Here is an 18135-nt window from a genome sequence, read left to right as displayed (position 1 = left end):
CGCGTCAGACTCAACAACGGACGCAGAGCGTCCAGGGCGGCATTCCCACGCAGAGCGTGGGAACGATCACCAAGCACAAAAAAGGAGCTCTATCCGAGCCCCTTATGCTTTAGCTATACACCCGGCCCAGGAGCTGCCGATGGCTTTCAAACTGATCGAGCACGTCACGGGTAATCTGCTCTGGAGTGAACCCCATCAAGTCATATTCCTGACTGCCGCTGTGCAGGTAAACCTCGGCACGGTAGTAACGACTGCGCACTTCAGGCTCCACACCTGCTCCTTCAGGCTGAACCGAATCGCTCGGCGCCGCCAGGTAACCCTCCAGGCTGACCTCGTAAAGGAACGGATTACCCTCATTCATTTCCACCCGCAGGCCAATATTGCTGCGGGATTTACCCAGGTTGCTCTGCACCGTCAGGCCCAGATTACGCAGTTGCGCGGCGGCATCTTGCAGCGCCGCACTGACGTGCTTGTCCATGTAGCGTTGCACGATGGCCTGAGTCGGTTGCAGATCCAGCGCACTCAAACGTTCGCTGAAACCACGACGACCGCGAGCGGCCAATTCGGCTTGCTCCTGCTCGATCTGCACGTCCTGGCGCATGGCCTTGTGCAAACCGAACATGAAGAACACCAACACCACCGAGAACGGCAGACCGGCCAGCACCACCATGGTTTGCATGGCTTCGAAGTTACCGGCGAACAACAGACCGATGGTCACCAGCGTGATCACCACCGACCAGAAGATCCGCAACCAGTGCGGCGCGTCTTCATCGACATTGCCGCCCTTGCAGGACAGGTTGGCCATCATCACCGCGCCAGAGTCGGCCGGGGTCAGGAACAACACGAAACCGACAAAGATCGACACGCCGATCACGATTTTCGACGCTGGGTAGTGCTCAAGCAGCTGGTAGATCGCCATGGACGGCTGCTCGAGCGCCGTCTTCCCAAGCTCCACCGCTCCCTGGTTCATCACCAGATCCAAAGCCGAGTTACCGAAGATCGACAGCCAGGCCAGGGTGAAACCCAGCGGAATCAGCAGCACGCCAGCCACCAGTTCACGCACGGTACGACCGCGGGAAATACGCGCGATGAACATGCCTACGAATGGGGCCCAGGAAATCCACCAGGCCCAGTAGAACAGAGTCCACAGGCCCAACCAGCGCTCGGATTTGGCGTTGTCGGCTTCGTACACATAAAGGTCGAAGGTTTTCAGCACCACGCCGTTCAGGTAGTCGCCGATGTTCTGCACAAAACCGTTAAGCAGGTGCAGGGTCGGGCCGAACAGCAGCACGAAAATCAGCAGACCGCTGAACAGCACGATGTTCAGGTTGGACAGACGACGGATGCCATTTTCCACGCCAGACACGGCAGCGATGGTCGCCACAGTGCTCATCACGATGATTACGATCAACAGGTTGGTGTTGTTGTGCTCCATGCCGAACAGGTTCTCAAGCCCCGACGACACTTGCAGCGAGCCAATCCCCAGGTTGGTCACCAGACCCAGCAGGGTCACGAACATGCCAAAGCCGTCGACCGCATGACCGGCCGCGCCTTTGACCCAACGCTCGCCCACCAGCGGATACAGCGCCGAACGCAGCGCCAGTGGCTGGTTATGACGGTAAGCAAAGTACGCCACGGCCAGGCCGACCAGCGCGTAGATCGCCCAGCCATGCAGGCCCCAATGCAGGAACGTCAGCTGCACTGCCTGACGCGCCGCCAGGTTGCTGCCGGCCACGCCTTCCGGCGGGTTGAAGTAGTGATCCAGAGGCTCGGAAGCACCAAAGTAGAGTAGCGAGATGCCGATGCCGGACGAGAACAGCATCCCGGCCCAGGCGCCATAGCTGAAGTCCGGGGTGTCGTCCTTGCTGCCCAGTTTGAGCTTGCCATAGGACGAAAACGCCAGACCGACGACGAATACCAGGTAGGCGGCGATCACCACCATGTAGTACCAGCCGAAGCTGCGCGACAACCAGGCCTGGGCTATCCCCAGCACTCTCCCGGCTTCTTGCGGCGCGGCGATGAGGATGGCGGTCAGCAGCAGGATCAATGCGGTCGAGGTGTAGAACACCCAACCGTTGACCGTCACCTTTTCGGGCGAGGTCTTTATAAGAGAGGCAGAACTCATTGCACAGATGCTCCAGGCAGTGCGAGAGAAGGACACAAGGCAAAGCGTTACCCGACCAATCGGTTAGTTGGCAGCCGATCAGCGGGTGATATAAAGACACCCCGAAAAAAGCCCGAACCCACAGGAACGGCGCGGAAAACCGGCGAGGGGTTTGCGCGAAAGAATGCTTGGCCATATGACCTCAAGCACTCGACACGTCCTTCCTCGGCGGTTAACGCCATGTCTTGAGTGGGTTTCGAGCTTTTTTGGATGCCGTTTTTCCGCCATCTACACGTAGGAAAAACCTGCAGACAGCGACGATTTGTCGCAGATCTTATTCTTTGTTGATTGAACGTTCAATCAAAACAAAATAGACTGGCCTCCACGCCAGTAGTCACTAGTCGACTGCTGGCAGGCCTAAGGAGATGTGCAAGATGCCCAAGGTCGGTATGCAACCCATACGCCGCCAGCAGTTGATCGAAGCCACCTTGCTGGCAGTCGATCAGGTCGGAATGGGGGACGCCAGCATTGCGCTGATCGCCCGTTTGGCCGGTGTCTCGAATGGCATCATCAGTCACTATTTTCAGGACAAGAATGGCCTGATCGCCGCCACGATGCGGTATCTGATGAGCGTCCTGAGCGAGAACGTCACCGCGCGCCGCCAGGCGCTGGAAGATAGCTGCCCACGGGCTCATCTCCAGGTGATTATCGAAGGCAACTTCGACGCCAGCCAGGTCAATGGCCCGGCAATGAAAACCTGGCTGGCCTTCTGGGCCACCAGCATGCACCACCCGTCATTGCACAGGTTGCAGCGGATCAACGATCACCGACTGTATTCCAACCTGTGTTGCCAGTTCCGCCGAGTGCTGCCGATTGACGCTGCACGCAGCGCAGCACGCGGCCTGGCAGCCCTGATTGACGGTTTGTGGTTGCGCGGCGCGCTGTCGGGAGATGCTTTCGACACCGTGCAGGCGCAACGGATTGCTTACGAATACATGGATTTCCAACTGGCTAAGCAGGAGCGCTAGAGCACACATAACCGCTCGGCCCCTGAACGGCCACTGACCAGCGATGCCCAGGCTTTACGGCACGCCCAGTGGTTAACGCCAACCACTTATGCACTTGAGAGGACACTATGGCCCGTTTCGAACTGCAAAAACTTTACATCGACGGCGGTTACTCCGACGCCAGCGGCGACGCCACCTTCGAAGCCATCAACCCGGCTACCGGTGAAGTTCTCGCACAAGTGCAACGTGCGACCTTCGCTGACGTCGAGCGCGCCGTTGTCGCCGCCGAAAAGGGCCAGAAAGTCTGGGCCGCGATGACCGCCATGCAGCGTTCGCGCATCCTGCGTCGTGCCGTTGAAATCCTCCGCGAGCGCAACGACGAACTGGCCGTTCTGGAAACCCTGGACACCGGCAAGTCGTACTCGGAAACCCGTTACGTCGACATCGTTACCGGCGCTGACGTGCTCGAGTACTACGCCGGTCTGGTCCCGGCCATCGAAGGCGAGCAGATTCCGCTGCGCACCACCTCTTTCGTCTACACCCGTCGCGAGCCGCTGGGCGTCGTCGCGGGTATCGGCGCGTGGAACTATCCGATCCAGATCGCTCTGTGGAAATCCGCTCCGGCCCTGGCGGCCGGTAACGCGATGATCTTCAAGCCAAGCGAAGTCACCTCCCTGACTACCCTGAAGCTGGCTGAGATCTACACCGAAGCCGGCCTGCCGGATGGCGTGTTCAACGTTCTGACCGGCAGCGGCCGTGAAGTCGGCACCTGGCTGACCGAGCACCCACGCATCGAAAAAATCTCTTTCACCGGCGGCACCGACACCGGCAAGAAGGTCATGGCCAGCGCTTCCAGCTCCTCGCTCAAAGACGTGACCATGGAGCTGGGCGGCAAATCCCCGCTGATCATTTTCGACGACGCCGATCTTGATCGCGCTGCCGACACCGCGATGATGGCCAACTTCTACAGCTCCGGTCAGGTCTGCACCAACGGCACTCGCGTGTTCGTTCCGAGCCACCTGAAAGCCGCTTTCGAAGCCAAAATCGTTGAGCGCGTTGCGCGCATTCGCGTTGGCAACCCGCAAGACGAAAACACCAACTTCGGCCCACTGGTCAGCTTCGCCCACATGGAAAGCGTGCTCGGCTACATCGCCAAAGGTAAAGAAGAAGGCGCCCGCGTTCTGTGCGGCGGCGAACGTCTGACCGACGGCGAATTCGCCAAAGGCGCGTTCGTGGCACCGACCGTGTTCACCGACTGCACCGACGAGATGACCATCGTCCGCGAAGAAATCTTCGGCCCGGTGATGAGCATCCTCACCTACGAAACCGAAGAAGAAGTGATCCGCCGCGCCAACGACACCGAGTTCGGCCTGGCTGCCGGTGTGGTCACCAAAGATCTGAACCGCGCTCACCGCGTGATTCATCAACTGGAAGCCGGTATCTGCTGGATCAACGCCTGGGGCGAATCGGCAGCGGAAATGCCGGTTGGCGGCTTCAAGCAATCGGGCGTGGGCCGCGAAAACGGCATCAGCTCGCTGAACAACTTCACACGCATCAAATCGGTACAGGTCGAGCTGGGCGAATACAACTCGGTGTTCTAAGACTCGAGTCTTTCACCGCTCGCGAGGCCGCCTCGCGAGCAAGCTCGCTCCTACAGGTTTTGCGCGGGCCCTGTAGGAGCGAGCTTGCTCGCGATCGAGTGCGCAGCACTCGCAACGGCCCCACCTGACCCAACATCAAAGAGGGTGCATTCAATGTCCCAAGAATTCGACTACATCATCATTGGTGCCGGCTCTGCCGGTAACACCCTGGCGACCCGTCTGACTGAAGACGAAGGCGTCACCGTGCTGCTGCTCGAAGCAGGCGGCCCGGACTACCGTTACGACTTCCGCACGCAAATGCCTGCGGCCCTGGCGTTTCCGCTGCAAGGCCGTCGCTACAACTGGGCCTACGAAACCGACCCAGAGCCACACATGGATGGCCGTCGGATGGAGTGCGGTCGCGGCAAGGGCCTGGGTGGGTCTTCGCTGATCAACGGCATGTGCTACATCCGCGGTAACGCCATGGACTACGACGGCTGGGCGAAAAACCCTGGCCTGGAAGACTGGACCTACCTGGACTGCCTGCCGTACTTCCGCAAAGCGGAAACCCGCGACATCGGCCCGAACGACTACCACGGTGGCGAAGGCCCGGTCAGCGTGACCACGCCCAAAGCCGGCAACAACCCGCTGTTCCACGCGATGGTTGAAGCAGGCGTGCAGGCCGGTTACCCGCGTACCGAAGATCTGAATGGCTACCAGCAGGAAGGTTTCGGCCCGATGGACCGTACCGTGACGCCTAAAGGTCGTCGTTCCAGCACCGCGCGCGGCTACCTGGACATCGCCAAAAAGCGTTCGACCCTGCACATCGTCACCCACGCTCTGACCGACAAGATTCTGTTCGAGGGCAAACGTGCCGTCGGCGTACGTTACCTGGTGGGCAGCGCCGAAGAGCGCGTTGAAGCCCGTGCACGCAAGGAAGTACTGCTGTGCAGCGGCGCGATCGCTTCGCCACAAATCCTGCAACGCTCCGGCGTCGGCCCGGCCCAATTGCTGAAAAGCCTGGACATCCCGGTCGTTCACGATCTGCCAGGTGTTGGCGAGAACCTGCAAGACCACCTGGAGCTTTACCTGCAGTACGCTTGCACCCAGCCGGTCTCGCTGTACCCCTCGCTGCTGCTGCACAACCAGCCGGCCATCGGTGCCGAATGGTTGTTCAACGGCACCGGTATTGGCGCCAGCAACCAGTTCGAAGCCGGTGGTTTTATCCGTACTCGCCCGGACTTCGAATGGCCGAACATTCAGTACCACTTCCTGCCGGTTGCGATTAACTACAACGGCAGCAACGGTGTGAAAGAGCACGGCTTCCAGGCGCACATGGGCTCCATGCGTTCGCCAAGCCGCGGCCGCATCCAGGTCAAATCCAAGGATCCGCGCCAGTACCCGAGCATCCTGTTCAACTACATGGCCACCGAGCAAGACTGGCAGGAATTTCGCGACGGCATCCGCCTGACCCGTGAAATCATGCAGCAGCCGGCACTCGACGCCTTCCGTGGTCGCGAACTGAGCCCGGGCATCGAGGTGCAAACCGACGAGCAACTGGACAAGTTCATCCGTGAACACGCCGAAACCGCGTTCCACCCGTCCTGCTCGTGCAAAATGGGCACCGACGAGATGGCCGTGGTCGATGGCCAGGGTCGCGTCCACGGGATGCAAGGCCTGCGCGTGATCGACGCCTCGATCATGCCGCTGATCACCACCGGTAACCTGAACGCGCCAACGATCATGATCGCCGAGAAAATCGCCGACAAGATCCGTGGTCGCAAGCCTCTGCCTCGCAGCAAGGCCAAGTACTATGTGGCGGGCAACGCCCCGGTACGTGGCAAGCCACTGCGTGAAGTGAGCCGTACCGCGCAATAACCGGCATGGCGCCAATCGCAACGGTTGGCGCCTAATCCCGTAGCAGTTGCCGAAGGCTACGTTCGGCTGCGTAGCAGTCGCAACCCGGTAAACTCGGTTCCATCCAGAAGCGGGGACTCAGGTTTTACGACTGCTGCGCAGCCGAACGCAGGCTTCGCCAGCTGCTACAGGGTTTGCGTAAACCCGCCCACACCGTTTCACCCTTGATCCCACCCCCCGCGCAGGCCTAATCTAGTCATCGCGCAAACGTTTCACCTCCCTCGCCCCCATCGAAAGCCGCCACCTGGCTGGCCACGAGGCATACTCATGTTTGATGTCGTTTCTTCGAGCAAATGGCCCACCGGCTTCCTGATCAATCCAAACGTTGAACCCCTCGATCCAAAATGGCTGAAGGAATTCAGCAAGATCCCCGCCGCTGCCGTCAGCGATTGCCTGGGCCGCAATGTCGGTGGCCTGGGTCTCAAAGCCTTCCACGGTAACGCTCCGATGCTCGGCAGCGCGCTGACCGTGCGCGTGCGCCCCGGCGACAACCTGATGATTCTCAAAGCCATGCAGATGGCCCGCCCCGGCGACGTGCTGGTGATCGACGGCAGCGCCGACCTGACTCGCGCAGTGTTCGGCGGCATCATGCGCGCCATGGCGCTGAAAGCCGGGATCGTCGGCGTGGTGATCAACGGTGCTCTGCGCGACCTCGACGAATGGCAAACCGGTGAACTGCCGGCCTACGCCATCGGCGGCGTACACCGTGGCCCGAGCACCGACGGCGGCGGTGAAATCAACGTGCCGATTTCCTGTGCCGGGATGCTCGTCGCACCAGGCGACCTGATGATCGGCGACGGTGACGGTGTGGTGGCCGCATCGCGCAGCGAACTGCCGGAACTGTTGGTGCGTTGCCACGACCTGCTGGCCCGCGAAAAAGCGACACTGGCAGCAATTGAAGCCGGCACCCTGGACCCGGATCGCTTCGACGCGATCCTGCGCGCCAAGGGTTGCCCGGTCTAACGCTAAAAGCATCGCGGGCAAGCCTCGCTCCTACGGTTTTGTGGTTGATCACACATCCATGATTCAATCTTGGCCTTGTAGGAGCGAGGCTTGCCCGCGATGAGGCCCTCAAGGTCGCCGCTACTCACAAGGAGGTTCCCCGCATGTTCGATTTCCACCCCCAGCTCAAACAGCGCTTCGCTGCGTTGCGCACGGGCGCTGAATTCTTTTCGCTGCGCTACGTGCGTGAGTCGGGCCAGTACCTGTCGGTGCGCAAGAACGTTGCAGAGCCCCCACACCTTGGCCGCGACGAAGGCGCGATGCTAACCGCACGGGTCAACGGCGTTGAAGCCTATGCCGCGACCAACGATCTTTCCCAATCCGGCCTGCAAGCCGCCCTCGAACGGGCCGAGCAGCAAGCCCGGTTGATCGCCGCCCACGCCCTGCTCGACCTGCGCCAACAGCCGGTTTCCAGCGAGCGCGGCGATTACTTGTCACCGAACTTCGAACACCCCTTCCCATCCCTGAGTGACTGCTACCAATTGCTCGGTGACGAATCCGCCGCCGTGCCAAAAGACGAGCGGTTGGTGAACTGGGAAGTGAGCATCGGCATCACCAATGTCGAGCAGATCTACCTCAACAGTGCGGGTGCCGAATTGCGCCAGGCGCAGCGTTTCGTCTACCCGAGCCTGGAGGTTACCGCCTACGACGGCAGCGACAGCCAGACCCGCAGCCTGGGCCGCGAGAACTTCGGCCAGCAGGGCGGCGCCGACGTGATCAGCCGCTGCGGGCTGGTGGGCTCCGGCCCAACAGTGGCCGACCAGGCCCTGCAACTGCTGCTGGCGCCGAACACCCCGCAAGGCCCGCGCGACCTGTTGTTGATGCCGGACCAGATGATGCTGCAGATCCACGAGTCCATCGGTCACCCGCTGGAACTGGATCGCATCCTCGGCGACGAGCGCAATTACGCCGGCACCAGTTTCGTCAAAGCCAGCGACTTCGGCAGCCTGCAATACGGCTCCAAATTGCTCAACGTGACCTTCGACCCGGACATTCCCGAACAGCTCGCCAGCTACGGCCATGACGACGACGGTACGGCCGCCAGCAAACAATTCCTGATCCGTGACGGGTTGCTGCTGCGTCCACTGGGCGGCGCGCTGTCGCAATACCGCTCCGGCCTCGACGGCGTCGCCAACAGCCGCGCCTGTAGCTGGAACCGTCCGCCGATCGATCGCATGGCCAACTTGAATATCGAGCCGGGCGATCAGCCTCTTGAGCAACTGATCGGCGGCATCGAGCACGGCGTGCTGATGTCGACCAACCGCTCCTGGTCGATCGACGATGCGCGCAACAAATTCCAGTTCGGCTGCGAATGGGGCCAGTTGATCGAAAACGGCGAACTCAAGGGCGTCGTGAAGAACCCCAACTACCGTGCCATTTCCGCGCAGTTCTGGCGCAACCTCAGCGCCGTCGGTGACGCCGGCACCTTCAAGGTCCTCGGCACGCCGAACTGCGGCAAAGGCGAGCCGAATCAGGTGATCCGCGTCGGCCATGCATCGCCCGCCTGCGTATTCAGCAACGTTGATGTGTTTGGAGGGGATGCCTGATGAGTACTGCCATGAGTCAGGAGCAACAATTCCAGGCACTGGTCGGTTGGTTGCAGGGCAACCTGCGCGAGCCAGAGCAATTCACCCTGAGCTACGACGCCGAATCCTCGGAGTTCATTCGTTTCAACCATGCCAAGGTGCGTCAGGCCGGGCATGTGCAGCAGGCCAGCCTGAGCTTCAAGCTGATTGACGATGGTCGTCATGCAAACCTCGGCATCACCCTCGCCGGCGACCCGCAAGTCGACCGTCAGCGCCTGGCCGAAGGCCTGCAACAGCTGCGCGAAACCTTGCCGCTGTTGCCGCAGGACCCGTATCTGCTGCTCAACTACAACGGCTGGCAGAGCCAGAATGTGCAGGACCACCCACTACCGGACACCGCCCAGGTCGTTGAAGCCATCAGCCGTGCCGCTGACGGGCTCGACCTGGTCGGTTTCTATGCTGCCGGTCCTGTCAGCCGTGGCTTCGCCAGCTCGGCCGGAGCCTTCGGCTGGCATCAGGCCAACAGTTTCAACTTCGACTTCAGCCTGTTTCACGCCAACGGCCAAGCGGTGAAAGCCAGCTACGCCGGGCATGACTGGAGCAGCGAGGGTTTCGCTAAACGCTTCCAGCAGGCCCGCGAGCAGTTGCAACATCTGAGCCGCCCCCTGCGCACGTTGGCGCCGGGACAGTACCGTGCTTACCTCGCGCCGGCTGCCCTTGAGGAAATTCTGGGCATGCTCTGCTGGGGCGGCTTTTCGGCCCGCTCGATCGCCAGCAAGAGCAGTCCGCTGCAACGACTGTACGGCGGCGATTGCGCGTTCAGCCCGCTGGTGTCTCTGGATGAGAAAGTGACAGGCTCGCTGAGCCCGGCGTTTTCCGGCGAGGGTTATCCGCGTAGCGATCTGACGCTGATCAATGCCGGCCAGGCTGATGCGCAACTGGTCAACTCACGCAGTGCCGCCGAATACGGCCTCACCGCCAACGGCGCCGCTAGCGGCGAAGCGCCGAGTGCATTGAACATGGCGGCGGGTTCGCTGGCGCAGGAGGACATTCTCAAGCAACTGGGAACGGGCCTGTACATCAGCAACCTCTGGTACCTGAACTACTCGGACCTGCCGGCAGCACGCCTGACCGGCATGACTCGCTTCGCCACCTTCTGGGTGGAAAACGGCGAGATACAGGCACCAGTCAGCACCATGCGTTTCGACGACAGTGCCTACAGCTTGCTCGGCTCGCAACTGGAAGCACTGACCCGCGAGCGGGAACTGATTTTGTCGGCCAGTACCTACAGCCAGCGCCAAACCGCCTCGGCGCTGCTGCCGGGAGCGCTGGTCAGCCGACTCACGTTGACCCTGTAGTGACGATCGTTCCCACGCTCTGCGTGGGAATGTATCCATGGACGCTCTGCGTCCGCTCTTGAACGGTGACGCGGAGCGTCACGGGCTGCATTCCCACGCAGAGCGTGGGAACGATCACTGACTCACACTCACAAGAGGTCCCATGCCCAACCGCCCGACGCTTGATGCAACAACCGCCCGCTGGGTGCCGTGGGTAGTGGCCATCGCGTTTTTCATGCAGTCCCTCGACGGAACAATCCTCAACACAGCATTGCCCGCCATGGCCCGGGATCTGGCGGAGGACCCGCTGCGCATGCAAGGCGTGGTCATCGCCTACATGCTCACCGTGGCCCTGCTGATTCCCGCCTCGGGCTGGATCGCCGACCGCTTCGGCACCAAAAAGATTTTCTTCGGCGCGATATTTCTGTTCAGCATCGGCTCGCTGCTCTGCGCGTTATCCCACTCGCTGAACATTCTGATCGGCGCCCGGGTCGTGCAGGGGCTGGGCGGCGCACTGATGTTGCCGGTAGGCAGGCTGGTGGTGCTGCGGGCTTACCCACGCTCTGATCTGGTGCGGATTATGGGTTTCATCACCATTCCCGGCCTGCTCGGCCCGCTGCTCGGCCCGACCATGGGCGGCTGGATGGTGCAGTACCTGACCTGGCACTGGATTTTCCTGATTAATCTGCCGGTCGGCCTGATCGGCTGCTACGCCGTCTGGCGCTTCATTCCCGACCTGCGCGGCAGCGAGCGCACGCGCTTCGACGGCCTCGGTTTCCTGTTCTTCGGCGCGGCGATGGTACTGATCACCATCGCCATGGAGGGTCTCGGCGAACTGCACCTGCCGCACTTGCGGGTGATGTTGCTGCTGTTCGGCGGCATGGCCTGCCTCGCGGCGTATTGGCTGCGGGCCGGGCACATCGACAACCCCTTGTTTGCACCGTCGCTATTCAAGACCCGGACCTTTGCCGTGGGCATCCTCGGTAACCTGTTCGCTCGTCTGGGCAGCGGCGCCCTGCCGTTTCTGGTGCCGTTGCTGCTGCAAATCGCCCTCGGTTATTCGCCGTCCCAGGCCGGGATGAGCATGCTGCCGCTGGCCGCGGCGGCGATGATCGCCAAATCCATCGCCCGGCCGCTGATCGAACGCCTGGGTTATCGGATCGTGCTCACCGGCAACACCCTGGCGCTGGGTTTACTGCTGGCGAGCATGGGGCTGGTCAGCGAACAAACGCCTTACGGGTTGTTGCTGTTTCAATTAGCGCTGCTCGGCGCAGTCAACTCGTTGCAGTTCACCGCGATGAACACCGTCACCCTGATCGACCTCGATGACGCCAGCGCCAGCAGCGGCAACAGCCTGCTGTCGGTGGTCGCGCAGCTGTCCCTGAGCCTGGGCGTGGCCTGTGCCGGTGCCCTGCTCGGCGGCTTTACCGCTGAGGTGGGCAACGACGGTGTGAACAGCGTTTTGGGCGCCTTCCAGTTGACCTTCGTGACCGTCGGCATCATGGCAATGCTGGCTGCGGCGATCTTTTTGCAGCTGTCGCCAAAAGACGGCCGGCGTATTCGCCGTCCGCAAGAGCACATCGAGCCGTAGTTTCTGACAAAAGGTGCCCGCACCTGGCTACTTTTCGTCCATAACTTGCAGGGAAAATGCTTGGGACTGGTACACTGCGCGACATTTTGTTTTGCAGGCCAGTCCCGTGACCACCATCGCCACCGCTTTTAATACTTTGCCGCTGTCCGCCGCCATGCTGGCTAACCTCGACTCCCTCGGTTATGCCCAGATGACGCCGATCCAGGCGCAAAGCTTGCCGGTGATCCTCAAGGGGATGGACCTGATCGCCCAGGCCAAGACCGGTAGCGGCAAAACCGCCGCCTTCGGTATCGGCCTGTTGAACCCGATCAATCCGCGCTTCTTTGGCTGCCAGGCACTGGTCATCTGCCCGACCCGTGAGCTGGCCGACCAGGTCGCCAAGGAAATCCGTCGCCTGGCCCGCGCCGAAGACAACATCAAGGTCCTGACCCTGTGCGGCGGCGTGTCCTTCGGCCCGCAGATCGGTTCGCTGGAACACGGCGCGCACATCATCGTCGGCACCCCGGGCCGGATTCAGCAGCATCTGCGCAAGGGTTCGCTGGTGCTCCATGGCCTGAACACCCTGATCCTCGACGAAGCCGACCGCATGCTCGACATGGGTTTCTACGATTCCATCGAAGAAATCATCGCCCAGTCCCCGGAGCGTCGCCAGACCCTGCTGTTCTCCGCCACCTACCCGGTGGGCATCAAGCAGCTGGCGTCGAAGTTCATGCGCAACCCGCAGCAAGTGAAGGCCGAGGCGTTCCACGACGACACGCAGATCGAACAGCGTTTCTTCGAGATTTCGCCGGAAGAGCGCATGGACGCAGTGGTCAAAGTCCTCGCACATTTCCGTCCGCAGTCCACTGTGGCGTTCTGCTTCACCAAGCAGCAGGTGCAGGAAACCGTTGATCACCTGACCGCCAAAGGCATTTCCGCCGTCGGCCTGCATGGCGACCTGGAACAGCGCGATCGTGACCAGGTGCTGGCGATGTTCGCCAACCGCAGTACTTCGGTACTGGTCGCCACCGACGTCGCCGCTCGCGGTCTGGACATCGATGCGCTGGACATGGTGGTCAACGTCGAACTGGCCCGTGACTCGGAAATCCACATCCACCGCGTCGGCCGTACCGGCCGTGCCGGTGAGAAAGGCATTGCGATCAGTCTGGTCGCGCCGTCCGAAGCCCATCGCGCCCAGGCCATCGAGCAGCTGCAGAAATCGCCACTGAGCTGGGATCAACTGGACAACCTGAAATCCCAGGGCGGCGCCCCGCTGCTGCCGGCCATGAGCACCCTGTGCATCGGCGCCGGCCGTAAAGACAAGGTTCGCCCGGGCGATATCCTCGGCGCCCTGACCGGCGATGCCGGCATCCCGGGTGCCCAGGTCGGCAAAATCGCGATCTTCGACTTCCAGGCCTACGTGGCCGTGGAACGCACAATCGCCAAGCAGGCTGTGCAGCGCTTGAGCGAAGGCAAAATCAAAGGCCGGTCGCTGCGCGTGCGGATTTTGTAAGAACATGATCGTTCCCACGCTCCCGCGTGGGAATGCATCCCGTGACGCTTCGCGTCACAAAAGCGGACGCGGAGCGTCCAAGGCGGCGTTCCCACGCAGAGCGTGGGAACGATCGAACATGTTGAGGGTTTCGTTTTGCGCTCTACCGAAGTCGTGATCATTGGCGCTGGCGCCGCAGGTTTGATGTGTGCACTGACCGCCGCCGGGCGTGGGCGCAAGGTGATGTTGATCGACCATGCAAACAAGGCCGGCAAGAAAATCCTGATGTCCGGTGGTGGGCGCTGCAATTTCACCAACATGTACACCGAACCGAACAATTTTCTCTCGCAGAACGCGCACTTTTGCAAATCCGCCCTCGCCCGCTACACCCAATGGGATTTCATCGGGTTGGTGGCCAAGCACGGCGTGCCGTACCACGAGAAGAAGCTCGGCCAGTTGTTCTGCGATAACAAATCCAGCGACATCCTCGCCATGCTACTCGAGGAGTGCGAACAGGTCGGCGTCAGCCTGCACCTGGACACTTCGATCCAGCAGATCGAAAAATTCGAAAGCGGGTACCTGCTGGAAACCACCCTGGGGCAGTTGACCTGCGAATCCCTGGTGATCGCCACCGGCGGCCTGTCGATTCCAACCCTCGGGGCTACCGGTTTTGGCTACCAAGTGGCCAGGCAATTCGGCCATGAGCTGCTGCCGACTCGCGCAGGGCTGGTGCCGTTCACCATCACCGATCAGCTCAAAGAGTTGTGCGGCGAGCTGTCGGGTACCTCGGTGGATTGCCTGGTGAGCTGCAACGATCAGAGTTTCCGCGAGAACATCCTGTTCACCCACCGCGGCCTGAGTGGCCCGGCAATTTTGCAGATTTCCTCGTACTGGCAATCGGGCGACACCGTGGAGATCAACCTGCTACCCGATTACGACGTGCCGGGCTGGCTGCAACAGCAACAAGCCGAACGCCCCAACAGCGAGTTGAAAACCCTGCTTGGCGAGATCTTTACCAAGAAGATGGCCAACCTGCTGGCCGAACAATGGTTCGCCTCCAAGCCAATGAAGCAGTACACCCACGCTGAGTTGGCCGATATCGCCGAAAAGCTGGCGTGCTGGAAGCTGGTGCCGGCCGGCACCGAAGGTTATCGCACCGCGGAAGTAACGTTGGGCGGCGTGGACACTCGCGAAGTGTCATCCAAAACCATGGAATCGCTGAAAAGCCCAGGGCTGTATTTCATCGGCGAAGTACTGGACGTCACCGGGCACCTCGGCGGTTTCAACTTCCAGTGGGCCTGGGCCTCCGGCTACGCCGCCGCGCAATACGTCTGACCCTCGCAAATACACAAATCTAATAATGTAGGAGCGAGCTTGCTCGCGATGAGGCCGTCACATTCAACATCAATGTTGACTGACAGGCCGCTATCGCGAGCAAGCTCGCTCCTACATTGAGTCGGTGGTGTTTTGCAGATTGCGTTCACCAAGGACGGAACAGATTTTGCTGTCAGATGTGATCGACGCCATTGCGTCGACGTCATTACTGGCTCAATTTAGCTGCATTGCCCCGGAAGGCCTTCGCACTTCATGTCATCGACCTCGTTCCGTCAGTCTCTGCGGCGCCTTTGGGCGCTGGATAAATTCAGCTACAGCGTGCGGGTATTCGTCGCCCTGACCGGTACGATGGCGCTGTGTTGGTATCAGGATGAAATGGGCCTGCTGATCCCGTTGTTCCTGGGGATTATCGCCAGCGCCCTGGCCGAGACCGACGACGGCTGGCAAGGCCGCTTGAATGCCTTGGCCGTGACCCTGGTCTGTTTCAGCGTCGCGGCGCTTTCCGTCGAACTGTTATTCCCCTACCCGCTGATTTTTGTCGGCGCTCTGGCGCTGGCCAGTTTCAGCCTGACCATGCTCGGCGCCTTGGGCGAACGTTATGGTGCGATTGCTTCGGCGACCTTGATTCTCTCGGTCTACACCATGATTGGCGTGGACCAGCGCGGCGGCGCGGTCAACGACTTCTGGCATGAGCCGGTGCTGCTGGTGGCCGGTGCCGCCTGGTACGGCCTGCTATCCGTGGTGTGGCAGGCGCTGTTTTCCAACCAGCCAGTGCAACAGAGTCTCGCCCGGCTGTTTCGTGAGCTGGGTTATTACCTGAAGCTGAAGTCGTTGCTGTTCGAGCCGATCCGGCAGATGGATGTCGAGGCGCGGCGTCTGCAACTGGCCCAGCAAAACGGCCGGGTCGTCGCAGCGCTCAACGCCGCCAAGGAAATCATTCTGCATCGGGTCGGCAATGGCCGACCGGGCTCGAAAGTCAGCCGCTACCTGAAGCTGTACTTCCTCGCCCAGGACATCCACGAACGCGCCAGCTCTTCCCACTATCCCTACAACGCGCTGGCCGAAGCCTTTTTCCATAGCGACGTGCTGTTTCGCTGCCAGCGCCTGCTACGCCAGCAAGGCAAAGCCTGCCGGGCACTGGCCGAGACGATTCAGTTGCGCCAACCGTTCGTGTATGACGCCAACTTCGCCGAAGCGCTGAGCGACCTGCACGCCTCCCTCGAACACTTGCGCATCCAGAGCAACCCGGCCTGGCGCGGCTTGCTGCGCTCTTTGCGTGCGCTGGCGGCAAACCTGAGCACCCTCGACCGGCTGCTCAGCGATGCGAGCAACCCCGACAGCCTGGCCGACGCCACCGACAGCAGTCTGCTGGACCGTTCGCCGCGCAACCTCAAGGACGTCTGGACGCGCCTGCGAACCCAACTGACGCCAACTTCGCTGTTGTTCCGCCATGCCCTGCGTTTACCCCTGGCCTTGAGCATTGGCTACGGCATGGTGCATTTGATTCACCCGTCCCAAGGCTATTGGATCATCCTCACCACACTGTTCGTCTGCCAGCCGAACTATGGCGCGACCCGGCGCAAGCTTGGTCAACGGGTCATCGGCACGGCGATCGGTTTGACTGCGGCCTGGGCACTGTTCGATCTATTCCCCAGCCCCCTGATCCAGTCGCTGTTCGCCATCGCCGCCGGGATAGTGTTCTTTATCAACCGCACCACCCGTTACACCCTGGCCACGGCGGCGATCACCTTGATGGTGCTGTTCTGCTTCAATCAGGTCGGCGACGGTTACGGGCTATTCCTGCCACGACTGCTCGATACCTTGCTCGGCAGCCTGATCGCGGGGCTTGCGGTGTTTCTGTTCCTGCCGGACTGGCAAGGTCGACGCTTGAACAAAGTGCTGGCCAATACCCTGACCTGCAACAGCATCTACTTGCGGCAAATCATGCAGCAATATGCCATCGGCAAAAGTGACGATCTGGCGTATCGCCTGGCCCGACGCAATGCCCACAACGCCGATGCGGCGCTGTCGACCACGCTGGCCAACATGCTGATGGAGCCGGGGCATTTTCGCAAAGAAGCCGACGTCGGTTTCCGCTTTCTGGTGCTCTCCCACACCTTGCTCAGCTACTTGTCGGGCCTCGGTGCCCACCGTGAAACCCCGTTACCGCCGCCAGTGCGCGAGCAATTGATCGACGGCGCCGGCGTCAGCCTGGCGGCGAGCATCGATGAAATCGCTCAAGGGTTGGCAAGCAAACTGCCGATTGCGATTCAGAGCGATGCCGAAGAAGCACTGGCCAATGAGCTGGAACAGATGCCGGATGAAATCGACGAAGGCCAGCGGCTGGTGCAAACCCAGCTGGCACTGATTTGCCGCCAGCTCGGCCCATTGCGGACCCTGGCGGCGCATTTGATCAAGGATACCAGCGAGGATTAGCAGGGCAGATCGTTCCCACGCTCTGCGTGGGAACGATCATCAGAAACAGCTTCGCTTCAGGTTACATCCCATGCTGCTTCAGCAACCGGTCATAACTCCCGTCAGCCTTCATCGCCGCGATCTCCCGATCGAAACCGGCGACGATTTGTTGATGCTCGGGGTTTTTCAGGCTGACCAGAATATGCAGGCTGTTCTCGCTCAACGGCTTGGGCACAAACTCCACCCCGTTGCGCACCCTGGGCGACTCACGGGCCAGGTAGTAGCGCGCGACGTATTCATCTTCCAGGGTCAACTTCACGCGGCCGGCGGCCAGCATCCGCACCGCCATCGAAAAGTTGTGCACAGGCACTTTCTGTAAGTCCGGGTCTGCGTCGAAGGCCGAGGAATAGGCATAACCACGCACCACAGCGATCGGATATTCATGCAATTGCTGCAAATTGTCGTATTCGATCGGCTCATCCTTGCGCTTGATAAAGCACACCCGATTGATTAGATACCCGCTGGAAAACTGCCCCAGATGGGTCCTGGCCTCGTTGAACCAGGCATTCACCAACACGTCGTAACGCCCTTCGCCAACGCCCTGCAAGGCTCTGGCCCAAGGTACTTGCTCGAATTCACTGGCATAGCCGGCCCGCGCCAGGGCAGTACTGACTATATCGGTGGCTAACCCGCCATTAACCAGAGTGGCATCGGTAAACGGCGGCCAGGCATCGGCTACCAGACGCAATTTTTCCGCGTAAACGCTCTGACCCAGCAAGAGCAATCCAATCAAAGCAAAGGCTCGATGCAATCGCGGCATGCTAAAACATCCTTAGCGGGCGGGCTGCCC

General features: G+C 61.0%; 12 protein-coding genes. 10 read left to right on the top strand and 2 right to left on the bottom strand.

The genetic code is table 11. The features are described 5' to 3' along the window. Positions 1–109: 109 nt before the first annotated feature. Positions 110–2068, bottom strand: coding sequence for a BCCT family transporter (locus tag AC07W5_RS02840; RefSeq protein WP_495022794.1), 1959 nt, complete (start codon positions 2066–2068; stop codon positions 110–112). A 470-nt stretch (positions 2069–2538) separates the two neighbouring features. On the opposite strand from AC07W5_RS02840, the gene betI reads away from it, so the two are divergent. The 10 genes from betI to yccS all read left to right on the top strand — a co-directional run bounded on the left by betI (position 2539) and on the right by yccS (position 17306). Then, on the top strand, positions 2539–3132 hold the full coding sequence (betI, locus tag AC07W5_RS02835) for a transcriptional regulator BetI (protein ID WP_494990643.1): 594 nt from the start codon (positions 2539–2541) through the stop codon (positions 3130–3132). 107 nt (positions 3133–3239) lie between these two features. After that, a complete protein-coding gene (gene betB, locus AC07W5_RS02830) occupies positions 3240–4712 on the top strand; it encodes a betaine-aldehyde dehydrogenase (protein WP_495012008.1) in 1473 nt (490 codons plus the stop codon). Positions 4713–4865: 153 nt separating this feature from the next. Beyond that, on the top strand, positions 4866–6569 hold the full coding sequence (gene betA / locus AC07W5_RS02825) for a choline dehydrogenase (RefSeq protein ID WP_495012009.1): 1704 nt from the start codon (positions 4866–4868) through the stop codon (positions 6567–6569). Between the two features lie 306 nt (positions 6570–6875). After that, positions 6876–7571: an RraA family protein gene (locus AC07W5_RS02820; protein ID WP_029297314.1), complete on the top strand. Its 696-nt coding sequence runs from the start codon at positions 6876–6878 to the stop codon at positions 7569–7571. Between the two features lie 143 nt (positions 7572–7714). Beyond that, on the top strand, positions 7715–9157 hold the full coding sequence (locus tag AC07W5_RS02815; protein WP_495022743.1) for a TldD/PmbA family protein: 1443 nt from the start codon (positions 7715–7717) through the stop codon (positions 9155–9157). Next, positions 9157–10494 carry a TldD/PmbA family protein gene (locus AC07W5_RS02810; protein ID WP_495012011.1) on the top strand — a complete coding sequence of 446 codons (1338 nt, stop codon included), beginning with the start codon at positions 9157–9159 and terminating at the stop codon, positions 10492–10494. Before AC07W5_RS02815 ends, AC07W5_RS02810 begins: the two co-directional genes overlap by 1 nt. 142 nt (positions 10495–10636) lie before the next feature. After that, positions 10637–12064 (top strand): multidrug transporter subunit MdtD, encoded by a 1428-nt coding sequence (gene mdtD / locus AC07W5_RS02805; RefSeq protein ID WP_494990648.1) that lies wholly within the window; start codon positions 10637–10639, stop codon positions 12062–12064. Positions 12065–12218: 154 nt separating this feature from the next. After that, positions 12219–13556: an ATP-dependent RNA helicase DbpA gene (gene dbpA, locus AC07W5_RS02800; protein ID WP_494991171.1), complete on the top strand. Its 1338-nt coding sequence runs from the start codon at positions 12219–12221 to the stop codon at positions 13554–13556. Positions 13557–13691: 135 nt separating this feature from the next. After that, positions 13692–14870, top strand: coding sequence for a BaiN/RdsA family NAD(P)/FAD-dependent oxidoreductase (locus tag AC07W5_RS02795; RefSeq protein WP_495012012.1), 1179 nt, complete (start codon positions 13692–13694; stop codon positions 14868–14870). Positions 14871–15122: 252 nt separating this feature from the next. Next, positions 15123–17306 carry a YccS family putative transporter gene (gene yccS, locus AC07W5_RS02790; protein ID WP_495012013.1) on the top strand — a complete coding sequence of 728 codons (2184 nt, stop codon included), beginning with the start codon at positions 15123–15125 and terminating at the stop codon, positions 17304–17306. Positions 17307–17367: 61 nt separating this feature from the next. On the opposite strand, the gene AC07W5_RS02785 is transcribed toward yccS, so the two are convergent. After that, entirely contained in the window at positions 17368–18105 is a 738-nt protein-coding gene (locus tag AC07W5_RS02785) for a substrate-binding periplasmic protein (protein ID WP_494990651.1), read from the bottom strand. Positions 18106–18135: the final 30 nt, after the last annotated feature.

The sequence above is a fragment of the Pseudomonas sp. GW821-FHT01E05 genome, assembly GCF_059422425.1.
This window is presented reverse-complemented; position numbering and strand designations above follow the sequence as displayed.